Genomic DNA, 14621 nt, shown 5'->3' on the forward strand with positions numbered 1-14621 from the left:
TTCTATTTTTTTGTCCATCTGTTTCGATCTCTAGTTTGAAATTTATGCATGACGCGATCGTGCGCCTTCTCAAGATCAATGTTTAAAGAATTGGCCAAGCAAATGATGACAAACAATAAATCGCCAATTTCCTCTTCAATTTCTTTCTCTTTCTCCGTTTCTTTTTTTGGCTTTTCCCCATAGTAATGATTAATTTCTCTTGCAAGCTCACCAAGCTCTTCTGTTAATCGCGCAAGCATCGCCAGCGGGCTGAAATAGCCTTCCTTAAATTGGGATATGTAATCATCTACTTCTTTTTGCAGGTCTTTAATTGTTTTACGTTCCATTAGGCAACCACCTCATTTGTCTTCTCTTTCATGTTAGCTAATTCCTTACCATTTGACAATGAAAAGAAATGTCGATTGAATTGTAACATACAATCTGATCCATTATAATTAAAAACATCGAAAAAAATAGGAGGTGGGAGTTTGTTGCCTTTTAAATTGAAAAACCTCTTTTTTATATTGCTCGGATCCGCTATTTTCTCGTTTGGACTCGTTCATTTTAATATGCAAAACAATTTAGCTGAAGGCGGTTTTACTGGTATTACGCTCCTTTTATTTTTTTTGTTTCAAATCAACCCCTCTATTTCCAATCTTGTATTGAATGTACCCATTTTTTTTATTGGATGGAAGCTTTTAGGGAAGACGACTTTTTTGTATACATTAATTGGAACGATTTCGGTTTCGTTCTTTTTATGGATTTTTCAGCTGCATCCATTTCATATTCCTCTACATGAAGATTTAACATTGGCGGCTCTGTTTGCAGGAGTTTTCATCGGCGTTGGACTAGGGATTATTTTTCGCTATGGCGGAACAACAGGTGGAGTTGATATCATTGCTCGTCTTGTTTATAAATTTTTCGGCATCAGCATGGGAAAAACAATGTTTTTATTTGACGCGTGCGTGATCACTTTATCGTCCATTTTTTATTTATCCTATCGCGAAGCCATGTACACATTAGTGGCTGTTTTTATCGGAACAAGAGTCATTGATTTTATTCAGGAAGGTGCCTATAGAGCAAAAGCAGCGACCATCATATCGGAGAAACATGAGGAAATTGCCGAAAAAATCATGAAGGATATGGATCGCGGAGTGACCATTTTAAAAGGACAAGGTTCGTTTACAAAACAGAATCGGAATATTTTATATTGCGTCGTTGCCAAAAATGAATTTGTCAAGCTGAAACAAGTTATTACAGCTGTCGACCCTCATGCGTTTGTTGTCGTCAGCGACGTTCATGATGTACTCGGTGAAGGCTTTACCCTTGATGAAAATAAAAATCCGATTGAGCACTAACGCGTTTCTTGTCGTCAACGATGTTTATGATGCTCAAGAAGGATTTACCCTTCATGAAAACAAAAACTTGTTTAAGCACTGACAGGGGCTGTCCAGAAAGTCAAATCCCTTTTGAAAACAAAAAATCATAAACATCGATATATCAACGTTTCTAAAACATAAAGGGGGCTGTCAATAAGCCAAAAAACGACTTATTAGACAGCCCCGCACTCTAGTTCTCTTTTCTTTTATCTGTTTTTTCTCCTTTGTATTTTTTCCATCCTGTATAAGCTAGTGCAATAAAAATGACGCTGCCCGTTGAAAACATCACCCATAACAATGATGGATCTGCTTCGTCGTTTTTGACGCGATCAAAAATGTTTTTTAAGTCTTTTTCGATTTCCATCATATGCTTCTGTCTTGTCTTTTTCGAAATTTCAAAAAACATTTTGTCGCTTACTGCTGAAATATGTGTTTCAATCTTATCAATGTTTTTGCTGTCAACATCAACGGTAAGGCTTGGATAAATAACGGAGTACAGTGACAAAAAACGATTCCACTCATGCTGAAAAGCCGCCCAATCCTCTTTTTCCATTTCCGTTTTTAATTCTGCAAATGTCGTCATGATCGGTTCTTCCATTGTGCTCCAGAGCGGCTGGTGTTCAGACAGAATTGCATCAACAACAAGCCGGAATTGAGTGACTTTGTCGATCCGATCTTCATAGCTCATTCCATCGTTCTCAACGGCATCCAACGCTTTTTCGTAAGAAGCAGAAATGACCCGAAGCTCATTTATTGATAAGCGGTTTTCAACATTATTTTCTTTAAATTCGTTTTCAAGAAATAATAACAGCTGCTTCGCTTCATCAAACTTTTTTTGCTTTGAAAGCTGCCACGCATAATTCGTCATGACATCCAATGTTTCCCAATTGTTTTTTTCTTTTGCATTGATCGGTATTTGAAGCAGGAAAAAAAGCAAGAGAACAATCAACGTACTGATCCATTTTTTCATTCTTGTCCCCCCTATAACTACTAGTAATAGTTATTCAAGAGTGGACAAGAGTAGACCATGTTTCTTACAATTCTTTCAATTCAAATTTGTATGTTTGATTTTTTATAACAAAAAAATAAGCGATCGCAATGGAAATAATACTCAGCCAAAACGTAAAGTAACCGATTAGCGCAGAATATTGATTTAAAACGCTATATTGAGGCATCATATCAAAAACGTAATCAATAATTTCATTGTGAAGCGTCCATATGGAGGCCAGCATCAAGTGCTTCATTTCAAACCGATAATACGGTGCATACAACAGCCCTTCTATTGCCATTCCTAAATGGGACAAAATGAGCATCATTCCGTAAATGGATAAAACACCCGTTTCCAAATATACAAACAGGTTCATGGCAACCGCCCAAATTCCATATTTAAATAGCGTAATCATCGCTAGTGCTTCAAACAATTTAAAATGCTTCCCAACAAGAAACCCAATCAAAACGAAAACAAAGAACAAACTAGCGGTTGGACTGTCAGGAACAAACGCAATAAACTGTGGCGGTGTTTCGGAAAGCTGCTGTTTATACCAAATATAACCATAAATTGTTCCTGCTGTATTGATTAAAAGCATCAAATATAAAAATGATCGCTGCCTTAATACAAAAAATAACCAACCCATCCAAGTTCACTCCTTGGTTTTATTGAATTCAGGGTCATGGATCATGAGACACCCTGTACTATGTATGCCAAGAAAACACTCTTTTTTCATTGCAGGAATGTTCCTTATATTTTGAAAAACTAAATGGTAGGAAGGCATTTTAAAAATAAGTTTATCGTCTTCCATAGCAACAATATTCATCCTGATTATCAAGAGTAACATTCTCTGTAAATAAGGAAAGCGCTCCTCATCTTTGGTAGAATTTTGTTTGATAAGAACATGACCTACCAAAAAAGGAGCACCTTTAAGGTGAAGTCTACCACACCTATCCACAAAATCAAGACCGAATGTACATCGCAAAATGCAACCAACTTCGGCAGATTCGAAATATTCCTCAAGCACCTCGAAAAATCAAGCCTGAGAAAGCGCTACAGGACTTGCCAGCATCAACGAAACGTCTCGCTGCGGAAGATGCCGCCTGTCGTTACTGGAAATGGTACGTCGATGATGAAGAAGGCATGACGGTCACCTACCAAGCGATCTTCTGGAAGAACCCTCATCGTGTTGAGATCATAATGCCAAACACAGGTGGTGGATGACGGCCAGATGCTCTAAATCTAATCTTTAATACGGATTTCGATACACACCAATCGTCACCAACCTCGAGTAGGAAGCGCTCAATTTGTGGCGTTTTTACAACAAACGATGTTCCATGGGAAATTACATCAAAGAAGCTAAGTGCAGGTTTGCCATGGACTGGATTGAGACTTTCGATTTTGAAGCCAATGAACTTGATTCTCATCAAACTGTTTTCCAACAACCGCTATGAGCGGTTTAAACAAGATTACTGTGAACCCGTTCATCGAGCATACAGCACTGCTCGGTTTCACTTAGAATTCTTCCGTTGTACAGCAATGTACGGTACAGCTGTCGAGGAATTCTCAGGTTGATAAAAGATTTTGCTAATCAACAGACCTGGAGGAGAAGCGAAACAAAGATCGTCCGGCTAGAATGAGTTTACCACAATTTCGCATAGGAATACCGAAGCTCTTAACAGTCGGGAGGGAAGACTAAAGAGTCATGTGATATGATTCAGCGATGCTAACAAATGTACTGTTTGCATACTCTGATATTTCGTCATCTATCATTGTCTACGATGCTGAAAAACACTGAATGATTATTACTATCTAATCCCAATGTTATATTAAGATCATTTCCTTTGATAAACTGATCATAACACAAGTGAAAAGAAAGGGCGATTCATCACACAGCCTATAAAGGTGAGCGACTTCTCGCCAATTTACGTTAAAAAAGGGCTTATTGTTGGTACGCAATCTTTAGGATCTTTCTTCATTTTCATGTTTATACCCGTCTGCCCAAAATTCGGCATTTTTTACACCCTGTTTTGTAGAATCATAAGTCGGATCAACACCTTGTTTTTTCTGATTTTCATAGTCTTTTAACGCCCTGATGGCCGGTTTAAATAATAATACGAGACCGATTAAGTTCACCCATACCATCAATCCTAGTCCGACATCTCCCAAAGTCCATGCGATATCAGATGTCCGAACCGTTCCGTAAAAGACGGCAGCCAAAAAAATTAACTTTAAGACAAGAATCGGTATATTCTTACTTTTTTTCTTAAACAAATATATAATATTTACCTCGGCAATATAATAGTATGCCATTATTGTTGTAAATGCAAAGAAGAATAATGCCACTGCTACAAAGGGGGATCCAAATCCAGGTAGTTGGGAATCGACTGCAATTTGAGTATAAGCAGTACCCACTTCAACAGTTTCTCCAATATTGTTTACAAGCAATGATTTTTGATCAGTCTCATACACATTGTAGGAATTTGTAAACAAAATCATAAAAGCTGTTGCTGAACAGACAAGCAATGTATCAATGTAAATAGAAAATGACTGTACGAGCCCCTGTTTGGCCGGGTGGGAAACTTCGGCAGCACTAGCAGCATGCGGCCCCGTTCCTTGACCAGCTTCATTTGAATAAATCCCACGCTTTACACCCCAAGAAATCGCATTTCCTAAAATCCCTCCGAATAATTGATTAGCTCCAAACGCACTAGAGAAAATTAGTTTAAATACACCAGGAACTGCTTCAATATTCATGATAATAATGATAAGTGAAATAAGTATATATCCGATTGCCATAAAAGGCACTACTAATTGAGCGACGTTGGCGATTCTTTTTACTCCGCCAAGAATAATCACTCCCAATAGTACAACTAAGATGATTCCTGTTACGGTCGGATCAACGGAGAATGCTTTTTTAAATCCAGAAGAAATGGCATTTGATTGAACACCCGGCATTAAAACACTCATTGCTACAATCGCAGCCACAGCAAAAACCATTCCGGCCCAACGTCGATTTAACCCTTTTTCAATATAATAAGCCGGTCCTCCGCAGTATATCCCATCCACTTTTTCTTTATAAATTTGGCCAAGTGTCGATTCCACATATGCCGTAGCAGCACCAAAAAAAGCAATTAGCCACATCCAAAATACTGAACCGGGACCACCGTATGCGATCGCAGTAGCAACACCAGCAATATTCCCGGTTCCGACCCGTCCCGATAATGCGATCGACAATGCTTGAAAAGAAGAAATTCCTGACTTGGAACTTTTTCCTTTAAACATTTGCTGAACCATATCTTTGATCAATCGTATTTGAGCAAATTTTGTCATAAATGAAAAAAACACTCCGATTCCAATACAAAATACGATCATCGGCGTACTCCAAAGCCACCCACTCAATGTTTCAATAAAACCATCCAAAAAAAAATTCCCCCTTATTTTAATGTTATGAGTAATTATAGCTCAGCATTTATATTTATAATAGATTCTTCATTAATTTTTGTGAAATAACACAAAAAAGAAAATATTTTTGAATTATTTGAAATGAATGTTAGTGCTATGCAACCAATTATCAGGAGGTTGAACATATTTTCTGTGCGACTAGAATTTCCAGAATTTTAAGTCGTTACTTAACATATGTTTGAAACACATTATAATGTTTAAATAGAGAAAAGGTTTTAGCAAGAACACTGTCCTTTTACGGCTTTTTTCACCACAAATGTTCAGAAAATCTGTGAATTACCCTTATGAAATAAACTGTTGTTTTGAATTGTTTATGTGAAACGATATCGTTGTGTCGATGATCGTGAAATATATAATTGGAGCAGCTCAAAATTCAATTATCAAATACCCCAATCATGGAATACTTTCAGACACTCCATACCTACACATGAGCAGAGGGCACAAATCATAAAATCAAAACAGTAAATGCCTTTGCATACTGGCTATAGAAACCGATGCCGATTTAGAACACGTGGCTTGTTTAGAGTGTACAGGAGAAACGTATAATAAGCAGGTGTCCTAGCCCTCCTTCTTTATCATTTTGTCAAAAAATAGTAAATGGATAGAAAGCCGTCAACAAAGGCGATTGACCTCCTCTATTTTTTCATTTACCAGTCTACAAAAAGAAAATACAATCGCATCAATCTTGCTGACTTAATTGTTAGAGTTGTTTCACAGTCAATGGAGATAAGACAATAAAAAAGCTTGTAGAGAAAAAATCTTCCTTTCTCTACAAGCTATACAGACAAACGCGATGTCAGCTCTTTTTATTTCGATGTAACACTAGAAACAAACTCTGCTAATACTTTCAACTCTTCATCCGTACCTTTAAAGATTCCAGGAGGCATGCTTCCTACGCCTTCTTTAGCAATTTTCGCAACTTCTTCCGGAGACAATCCGTTATCAACTAAAGAAGGTCCAGCCGCTCCGCCTTGCAGGTTATCACCGTGGCAGGAGACGCAGCCTTGTTCCTGAAATATTTTGTATCCTTCCGAATTTGTATCAATTTTAGCTTCCGCTTTAATTTTCCCTTGTTCCTCTTTTAATTCCCAGTCCGTATGCTCAACCGACTCCCATGTTAAATAAACGATGGAAGCTACAGCTAGCAGCATCATTCCTACAGCAACCGGACGCTTATGCGGACGGCGTTCTGGCCCGCGATCCAAAAATGGAGCAAGAAGTAGCGCAGAAAATGCCAGTCCAGGTATTACGATTGCACCGATAACGGTATAAGGACCTGATGCATAAGAATATTTTAAAAGCTGGTATAAAAATAAGAAGTACCAGTCAGGAAGCGGTATGTAACCAGTATCCGTAGGATCTGCAACCCGCTCAAGCGGTGACGGATGGGCAACGGTTAAACATAAAAAGCCAATTAAAAAGACCGCGCCAACTAACCATTCTTTTAAAAGAAAGTTGGGCCAAAAAGCTTCAGTTTTCCCTGGGTATTCGGAGTAATCTTTCGGTATGTTCGGCTTTCTTTCAGCCGACACACGAGAATCTCCAACGAACTTCATACCTTTTCCGCGATGCATTGTTTCCCCTCCTTTGTTAAGCGGTTCGCCACGAACAACTTACTAAAAAAGAATAAGCCGGATTTTATAGCGGACCTGAAATCCCTTGTTTGCGAATCATTAAGAAGTGCGCTGCCATTAATCCGAATAATGCAGCAGGCAAGAAAAATACATGAATCGCAAAGAAGCGAGTCAATGTTTGCGCACCGACAATTTCGGAATGCCCTGCAAGCAAAATTTTGACGTACTCACCAATAAGCGGTGTCGATTCAGCAATCTGCAAGGTAACTTTTGTCGCAAATAACGCTTTCATGTCCCAAGGCAATAAATAGCCTGTCAAACCTAAACCTAGCATAACGAAGAAAATGAGTACACCGACAATCCAGTTAAGCTCGCGTGGCTTTTTGTATGCTCCTTGGAAAAATACACGTAAAGTATGTAAAAACATCATGACGATGACTAAGCTTGCTCCCCAATGGTGCATACCGCGAACAATTTGTCCGAACGCCACTTCATTTTGCAAATAATAGACAGACTCCCATGCATTTTTAATATCCGGCACGTAATACATCGTTAAAAACATGCCAGACAGCACTTGAATCACTGTAACAAAAAACGTCAAACCCCCAAAGCAGTATACAAATGCTGAGAAGTGATGGGCTGGGTTAACATGTTCGGGAACTTCATGGTCTGCGATATCGCGCCATAAAGGGGTGATATCTAACCGTTCATCAACCCAATCATACAATTTGTTGAGCACTTATTACGCCCCCCCTCTTGGTTTAGCTTTTCCTAAATATAAAAATCCATCTTGAATTTTGTACTCATATTCATCCAGCGGAGCAGAAGGCGGTGTTCCAGGGACATTGTCGCCGTTTTTCTCATACAATCCTCCGTGGCAAGGACAGAAGAACATGTTAGGGTTTGATTTATCCCCGTTCCAGTTTACTGTGCAGCCAAGGTGTTTACAAATTGGAGAAAGTGCAACAATTTCTCCTTTTTCATTTTTATAAACCCACGCGGATTTTGGCTCTTCAGCTTCATGCCACGCGTCCTTCTGTTTAATGGTAAAGTCAACGCGTGTCGGTTCTTCTTTAATGTCTGATTCCTTTACATTTGTATTAACAAATTCTCCAGCTGCTTTCGGCTGCAATACAGGATCTACAGCGAAACGAACCATCGGCATGAGCATGCCCGCAGCCATAAAGCCGCCTACACCCGTTAGCGTATAGTTTAAAAATTGACGTCTTGAAACACGGTGTTTATTCTCGCTCATCTTTTTCCCCCCTCTATCTCAAGCTAGTCCATAATGGACATATACAGAAACATATAAAACTAGGACATACTCATGATATATCAATCTTTGTAGAAGGTCAATATAATCATATCGTTAGAAACAAGGGATTGAAAGGGTTTTTAGGTTCGATTCCAATATTGTAATAAAATGTTCATAATTTGTTCGATTTGGTCCTGAACAACCTTTCGCTTTACATCCTGATCCATATGTTCTATTGGGATTGACGGAATCCATATAAATTCATCACCTTCTTTGCGCCATCTTTCTTCACATGTTAAAAAAATGACATGCTGAAAATGCTGTTTAATCGTATCTTTCCACTTTTTTAACAGTTTATCCAAATCAATGTCGTCATTTTTTAAAGAAACAAACGGAGGTAACAGCATGATCCGCCCCTTTAACTGCCGTTCAAGCTCCTGTGAAACAATCTTAATAAAATCTGCTTTTGACGCACTTCTTTTCAGTTCCTCATCAAAAGATACCGATAGGAGAGGAACAACTGCAGTATCAACGTACTCCCTTGATTGAAGAAAAGAATCGATATCAACCATTTGCCATTTCACTGATTTCAGCCCCTATTTTTTATTTTTCCTTACTCATTATAAAACTGATAAGCAAAATAAAAAAGCAATGCTGTGCACATTGCCTAACATCCTAAATTGTTCAATTGTTTTACAAGCTTTCGAAACGCCTCTTCATCGTGAGCATCCAACGCTTCATCAATTAAGCGGAGGAGTTTTTCTTTTTGAAATTTTTTAATTGACTCCTCCAAAATTTTTTCCGCAAGCAATCGGTCTTTCTCATTTCTTTGCATATCTTTAGGCAAATATGGATTTTCAACTAAAACGGCAGCATATTCCGGGGAACGGTATTGAGCGCGAAAGTTTAACTGGATATACAAGTCTTCATCTTTATTCAAGCGAATATCGTGAAAAGACTTTTCTGCATCTGTTGTCATCACATTTTCTTTATAAAATCTAAACGGAACATCATCCACACAGTGGGTGGACATGACCATTCCCCTCGGACAAAATTTGGCATGCTCTACAAAGTGGACGTTTTCCATTAATGAATCATGGCTCATTAAATAATTTAATATCCATACGCATTCCCGTCTTTTCAACTGATAATGATTTAAAAACCAGCGAATAAATTCTTTCTTCTCGTTAACAGAAACAGGGGCTTTCATCTTTAACCCTCCTCTGCTTTCCATCTAATTCAAAAATTCAACATAGTTGCGTTGAATTCCTTCCAATTCCGCCTAAAAATTGTCCTCCAATTCGAGCAGCATATTTTCATATTCAATGTTGCCTGGATCAAGCTCCAGCGCTTTTTCAAAAAGCTTCCTAGCCTTTGCCCGCTCCCCTTCTTCAAGCAGAAAATAAGCGTAATTCTCCAAAAATTCCGGGTCTGTTTTAAAATTATTATATGCACTTTCATAATGCTTTAATGCCTTTTCGTACTGTTCGGTGCGATGATAAGCGATCGCTAAATTGAAGTCAAAATGAGGATCATATTCTTCATGTCTTTCTACGATTTCCGTCAACATCTCGATCGTTTCCATATATTTGCCTTGGTTTAACAACACTCCTGAAAGTGTTATGATTGCTTCTATATAACCCGGATCAAGCTCCAGCGCTTTTTTTAACAATTTTACTGCATTGTCTACATCTTTGAGCTTTAAGGCAATTTTCCCGCCGAATAAATAAAGCTCTTTATTAAATGGATCCTCCTGCAAACCTTCTTGAACAATTTGAAAACTTTTTTCCACCATCCCTTCCTGTTCATAGCTTTTGGCCAAATATAAATATAGTGAGTGGTAGGTAGGGTCCAATTCCTTTATTCGTTCAAATTGTGCAATCGCTGTTTTTGTCTGGCCTGCATTTAAAGCTGTCATCCCATAAGCGAAATATGTGTCCAAATCCTCTTCTTCCACCGCTTTCTCAAAATAAGCAAGGGCTTCTTCAAAATCACCGCAAGCAGATAAAGACTCGCCTATTCGTTTATGAATATTTACATTCATTATATTTTCAAATTCCTCTAGGACTACTCTATAAAAGTCGATTGCTTGACGATATTTTCCGAGATGAAAATAATGCTCGGCTAATGCGAAATCAATTACTTTCTCTTCAGGCAATCTTCTCTTGGCTTCCTTCAACTTTTGTTCACTGACTTCATATAAGCCTTGCAATTGATACAAATCAGCCATAAGAAGAAGGGCTTGCGGATATGATTCATCTTCTTGATCAATTTCATTCAGCAGATCAATCGCTTTTTCTTCATCGTCAAGCTCAATGTATATTTCCGCCAAAAAAAGAGTGATAGCAGATTCATCAGGGTATAGCTGCGACAGCTCCTCAGCTATTTTTAACGCTTCATCTGTCCTGCCCCATTGAAAATATTTTTCCGCAAGCTCAAACTTTTCTTCATCATTTAACTCTTTTTCAATGGATGAAAGTTTTTTCAATCCTTTTTCCACTTGGCCGCTTTCAACTAATTGAACGGCTTCGCTCATTTTTTTATTCAACCTAAAACTCCCCTTCTAAATTCAGTACTTGTTTATTGGCTGCGAATAAATATTGAAGCGTCCTGGTGCATTCAGCTGCACTTCTTTTCCGAACCCTGGTTTATAAAATATTTGTTCTCCTGCTTTCAAAACGCTTCCGTTGTGAACGATCACTTCTGGGTTATGATTATAATAATCTAGATAATTATTTTCTTCAACTAAATCGATCATCCGAAATAAATTATAATCAACATTGCTTCCGCTTAAAATTTCGCCGCGAATCGGATAAAGACCGATTTTCATTAATGCTTCTTTCGTAAGTGGGACACCGTTTTCAGGACATTCTTCCAATGATGGCAATTTATATTTTTTTACAATTTGCTGCCATTTGCTTTTCAACTGATGGAAGATGGATTGATCTTCTGAAGAAAAATGGGGAAAAATTGGAGTTTGCTTTGGAAATAAAGTCTCACGAATCCATTCCCATGGAACATCATCAAGCTCAGCAATCTGTTTAATTTCCACGATAATCACAGTAATTTTTTCTCTTTTTAGCATTCTGATGATTGAAGGAGTCAGCCGGTCGATTGGGATTTTTGCAGCGATCGCATAATCGATCGGCGAATTCATCATCACTTTGCGAATATGTTTTTTCTTTTCATCCCATTGTCTTTCAAACGGCAAATCAACAGCAGCTATTAAAAAGGTGCAGCCTTTTTGGATCAAATTTTTCACATATAATTTGAACGAATGGCTTTGTTCTAAATGCTGAATGTTTTGGTCAAGCATGACAAAGCCAGGTGTCATGAAATAGGGCGATCCGTCCATTTTCATAAATCGAAACTGATCTAATTGCTTTTCTTTAAAACGAAACTGATTTCCGTCAACGAGTATTGAGCGCGTCACAATTTGATTGTTTTCCATTAAACGAATTTGATCAATAATATATGCCATTTTCCCACCTCAATAGCTTTTTTAGACAAGCTATGAAAAGGTTGATAAAAATATGACAAAAACCATCTGACAAACTCAGATGGTTTTGGAAAGCAAATTCAAATGGTCAAAAAAAGCAGGATAGGATACACTGACTGCCTCGTGCTGCATTAATTCCACAGGTTCTTCACAAATAGTGCTGGCAATCGCGAGCATCATGCCGATGCGGTGATCTCCATGGCTGGAAACATTCGTTCCTCCTTTCAGCTTTGTTTTTCCGCGAATGATCATTCCATCGTTTGTAGCTTCAATATCCGCTCCAAGCTTTTTCAGCTCGCCGACAACTGTATCAATTCTATTTGTTTCTTTTACCTTTAATTCTTCGGCGTCTTTAATAACTGTCGTTCCTTCAGCCTGTGTCGCAAGAAGGGCAATGATCGGAATTTCATCAATCAGTCTCGGAATCAGCTCTCCTGAAATTTCGGTTCCTTTTAACTCAGATGTCCTGATCGATATATCAGCCATCGGTTCGGCAGAATCTAATGTAGGTATAATCTCGATCTCTGCACCCATATTTTCTAAAACATCTAAAATCCCTGTTCTTGTTGGGTTAATGCCGACATTTTTCAGCTTGATTGAACTGTCCGGAACAATGGCTCCCGCAACAAGGAAAAAAGCAGCGGAAGAAATGTCACCAGGCACATAAATATTGGCGCCTTTTAATGTTTGTCCTCCCTCTACCGAAACGGTCAAATTTTGTTTTTTCACATGGACGCCAAAGGCTGACAAAAGACGTTCCGTATGATCTCTTGATTGATACGGCTCCTCAACTGTTGTGGTTCCATCTGCTTGAAGACCTGCAAGCAAAATCGATGACTTCACTTGAGCACTCGCTACTGGGGATTTGTAATAAATGCTTTTTAAATTCCCGCCGCGCAAAGACAGCGGGGTAAAAGATCCGTTATTCCGTCCATCAATATGAGCTCCCATTTGTCTTAAAGGAGCTGTTACACGATCCATCGGTCTTTTCGCAATTGACTCATCCCCAATAATGCATGCATGAAAAGGACGTCCCGCTAAAATGCCCAGCATTAATCTTGTCGTGGTGCCTGAGTTCCCAACATTTAAAATGTTGACAGGTTCTTTCAGTCCGGAAAATCCTTTCCCTTCAATTGTTACATTCGTTCCTTCCTGTTTGATCGAAACCCCCATCTCTTTAAAGCATGAAATGGTGCTTAAACAATCCTCTCCAGTTAAAAAGTTTTGAATAGTTGTTTTTCCTTCCGCAATTGCCCCAAACATAACCGCCCTATGGGAGATCGATTTGTCGCCGGGAACTTCAATAGTTCCATTCAGCGAATGTTTTTTTGTCAAAACAAGCCCTTGATTCATATCTGTATCACCCCAACTACAGTATATATGTTTCATAATTCGTGTAGCGATCAATGCATTGTTTCGCCTTCATCCGGTCTTCATCCGACTGAAAGCTGATGCGCAAAACACCAAAAATTTCTTCACGCGTTTCTAAAATTCGAATATTTGTTATGCTAATTTCCTCTTTTGCTAAATAACCGGTAATTTCAGAAATAACCCCCGGATAATCCGGAACATCGACATAAAGGTCATAAAAGGACGGAATAGCTCCTTTTTGCCTTTCAGGCAATCCGTCTCGATATGTCTTCGCTTTTTCAAAATATGTATAAAGCTGTTCTTTATCGAGCTTCTCAATGAATTGTTTAATTTGCTTCATTTCTTGAATCCATTCATCAAACAACTCGATTAATACATCATGGTTGTGAACAATAATATCGCGCCACATAACCGGGTTGCTTGACGCAATTCGGGTAATGTCGCGAAATCCTCCGGCCGCAAGCCGCTTAATAATTGGAAACATTTCTTCTTTCTTTTCTGCCTGATGGACGAGGCTTGCCGCGATTAAATGCGGAAAATGGCTAATGACCCCGGTAATGGAATCGTGTTCTTCAGGTGTCATGACAATAAATTGCGCTTTTGTTCCCTTTAAAAGCTTTTTTAATTGTTCTATTTTTTCCGGACGTTCGTTGCTGCCAGGCGTTAAAATATAAAACGCATTTTCAAATAGATGAGTTTTCGCTGCCGCAACGCCTGATTTATGTGAGCCCGCCATTGGGTGACCGCCAATAAATGTTACTGTTTTCGGCAAAGAAACGCTCGCATGATCGACAATTTTTTTCTTTGTGCTGCCGACATCTGTGATAATGACTCCTTCTTTCAAGCTTAGTTCTCCCAAAAACGTTAAAACGTTCAATGTTTGTTCAACGGGAGTTGAAATAATAATAACGTCCGCTGATTCAGCGCCTTCCTTAATAGATTCTGCTGATTGATCAATGATTCCCAATTTTTTTGCCATTTGCACTTGATCGTTATTTATATCATATCCGACCAATTGAACCGATGGATGCTCTTTCTTAATTGCACGTGAAATCGATCCGCCGATTAAACCAAGACCAATGATAAAAACTTTTTCCACAAAAAACCACCT

Annotated in this window: 15 protein-coding genes and 1 pseudogene; 2 read left to right on the forward strand and 14 right to left on the reverse strand. The window is 38.6% G+C overall.

What is annotated here, in order from left to right:
* Window positions 1-2: 2 nt before the first annotated feature.
* A complete protein-coding gene (locus NSU19_RS12135) occupies window positions 3-326 on the reverse strand; it encodes a nucleotide pyrophosphohydrolase (protein ID WP_063388560.1) in 324 nt (107 codons plus the stop codon).
* Between the two features lie 141 nt (window positions 327-467).
* On the opposite strand from NSU19_RS12135, the gene NSU19_RS12140 reads away from it, so the two are divergent.
* On the forward strand, window positions 468-1337 hold the full coding sequence (locus NSU19_RS12140; protein ID WP_094246122.1) for a YitT family protein: 870 nt from the start codon (window positions 468-470) through the stop codon (window positions 1335-1337).
* Between the two features lie 211 nt (window positions 1338-1548).
* Here the strand turns inward: NSU19_RS12140 and ypjB are convergent, their stop codons facing one another.
* Both ypjB and NSU19_RS12150 read right to left on the reverse strand, forming a co-directional pair.
* Entirely contained in the window at window positions 1549-2328 is a 780-nt protein-coding gene (gene ypjB, locus NSU19_RS12145) for a sporulation protein YpjB (protein WP_339196702.1), read from the reverse strand.
* 64 nt (window positions 2329-2392) lie between these two features.
* Window positions 2393-2992, reverse strand: coding sequence for a DUF1405 domain-containing protein (locus tag NSU19_RS12150; RefSeq protein WP_066251898.1), 600 nt, complete (start codon window positions 2990-2992; stop codon window positions 2393-2395).
* 326 nt (window positions 2993-3318) lie between these two features.
* Between NSU19_RS12150 and NSU19_RS12155 the strand changes: the two genes are divergently transcribed.
* Window positions 3319-3570: a hypothetical protein gene (locus NSU19_RS12155; RefSeq protein ID WP_339196705.1), complete on the forward strand. Its 252-nt coding sequence runs from the start codon at window positions 3319-3321 to the stop codon at window positions 3568-3570.
* A gap of 474 nt (window positions 3571-4044) precedes the next feature.
* Here the strand turns inward: NSU19_RS12155 and NSU19_RS12160 are convergent.
* The 11 genes and pseudogenes from NSU19_RS12160 to NSU19_RS12210 all read right to left on the reverse strand — a co-directional run.
* Window positions 4045-4168: pseudogene (locus tag NSU19_RS12160) on the reverse strand (IS200/IS605 family transposase); the annotation flags it as partial.
* A 140-nt stretch (window positions 4169-4308) separates the two neighbouring features.
* Window positions 4309-5769: an alanine/glycine:cation symporter family protein gene (locus NSU19_RS12165; RefSeq protein WP_339196707.1), complete on the reverse strand. Its 1461-nt coding sequence runs from the start codon at window positions 5767-5769 to the stop codon at window positions 4309-4311.
* 848 nt (window positions 5770-6617) lie between these two features.
* Window positions 6618-7385, reverse strand: a complete 768-nt coding sequence (locus NSU19_RS12170) for a menaquinol-cytochrome c reductase cytochrome b/c subunit (RefSeq protein ID WP_063388567.1) — start codon at window positions 7383-7385, stop codon at window positions 6618-6620.
* A 64-nt stretch (window positions 7386-7449) separates the two neighbouring features.
* Window positions 7450-8124 carry a cytochrome b6 gene (locus NSU19_RS12175; RefSeq protein ID WP_063388568.1) on the reverse strand — a complete coding sequence of 225 codons (675 nt, stop codon included), beginning with the start codon at window positions 8122-8124 and terminating at the stop codon, window positions 7450-7452.
* A gap of 3 nt (window positions 8125-8127) precedes the next feature.
* On the reverse strand, window positions 8128-8640 hold the full coding sequence (locus NSU19_RS12180) for a ubiquinol-cytochrome c reductase iron-sulfur subunit (RefSeq protein WP_063388569.1): 513 nt from the start codon (window positions 8638-8640) through the stop codon (window positions 8128-8130).
* Between the two features lie 140 nt (window positions 8641-8780).
* Window positions 8781-9224 carry a YpiF family protein gene (locus NSU19_RS12185; RefSeq protein WP_339192994.1) on the reverse strand — a complete coding sequence of 148 codons (444 nt, stop codon included), beginning with the start codon at window positions 9222-9224 and terminating at the stop codon, window positions 8781-8783.
* 83 nt (window positions 9225-9307) lie between these two features.
* Window positions 9308-9850: a ReoY family proteolytic degradation factor gene (locus tag NSU19_RS12190; RefSeq protein WP_066251907.1), complete on the reverse strand. Its 543-nt coding sequence runs from the start codon at window positions 9848-9850 to the stop codon at window positions 9308-9310.
* A gap of 72 nt (window positions 9851-9922) precedes the next feature.
* Complete coding sequence (locus NSU19_RS12195) at window positions 9923-11188, reverse strand: tetratricopeptide repeat protein (protein ID WP_144598143.1); 1266 nt, start codon at window positions 11186-11188, stop codon at window positions 9923-9925.
* Window positions 11189-11209: 21 nt separating this feature from the next.
* A complete protein-coding gene (locus tag NSU19_RS12200) occupies window positions 11210-12121 on the reverse strand; it encodes a hypothetical protein (protein WP_144598142.1) in 912 nt (303 codons plus the stop codon).
* Window positions 12122-12196: 75 nt separating this feature from the next.
* The gene (gene aroA / locus NSU19_RS12205) at window positions 12197-13492 is read right to left on the reverse strand and encodes a 3-phosphoshikimate 1-carboxyvinyltransferase (RefSeq protein WP_144598141.1); all 1296 of its coding nucleotides are present in this window, start codon (window positions 13490-13492) and stop codon (window positions 12197-12199) included.
* Between the two features lie 16 nt (window positions 13493-13508).
* Entirely contained in the window at window positions 13509-14609 is a 1101-nt protein-coding gene (locus NSU19_RS12210) for a prephenate dehydrogenase (RefSeq protein WP_327859056.1), read from the reverse strand.
* Window positions 14610-14621: the final 12 nt, after the last annotated feature.

This window comes from Aeribacillus sp. FSL k6-2211, assembly GCF_037966125.1.
In the GTDB taxonomy this organism is placed as follows: domain Bacteria; phylum Bacillota; class Bacilli; order Bacillales; family Aeribacillaceae; genus Aeribacillus; species Aeribacillus composti.

Excerpts from the sequence above, each read along its gene's own strand:
- NSU19_RS12135 (WP_063388560.1), bottom strand. The coding sequence starts at position 326 with ATGGAACGTAAAACAATTAAAGACCTGCAAAAAGAAGTAGATGATTAC.
- NSU19_RS12180 (WP_063388569.1), bottom strand. The coding sequence starts at position 8,640 with ATGAGCGAGAATAAACACCGTGTTTCAAGACGTCAATTTTTAAACTAT.
- NSU19_RS12200 (WP_144598142.1), bottom strand. The coding sequence starts at position 12,121 with ATGGCATATATTATTGATCAAATTCGTTTAATGGAAAACAATCAAATT.
- NSU19_RS12155 (WP_339196705.1), top strand. The coding sequence starts at position 3,319 with ATGTACATCGCAAAATGCAACCAACTTCGGCAGATTCGAAATATTCCT.
- ypjB (WP_339196702.1), bottom strand. The coding sequence starts at position 2,328 with ATGAAAAAATGGATCAGTACGTTGATTGTTCTCTTGCTTTTTTTCCTG.
- NSU19_RS12170 (WP_063388567.1), bottom strand. The coding sequence starts at position 7,385 with ATGCATCGCGGAAAAGGTATGAAGTTCGTTGGAGATTCTCGTGTGTCG.
- NSU19_RS12190 (WP_066251907.1), bottom strand. The coding sequence starts at position 9,850 with ATGAAAGCCCCTGTTTCTGTTAACGAGAAGAAAGAATTTATTCGCTGG.
- aroA (WP_144598141.1), bottom strand. The coding sequence starts at position 13,492 with ATGAATCAAGGGCTTGTTTTGACAAAAAAACATTCGCTGAATGGAACT.
- NSU19_RS12150 (WP_066251898.1), bottom strand. The coding sequence starts at position 2,992 with ATGGGTTGGTTATTTTTTGTATTAAGGCAGCGATCATTTTTATATTTG.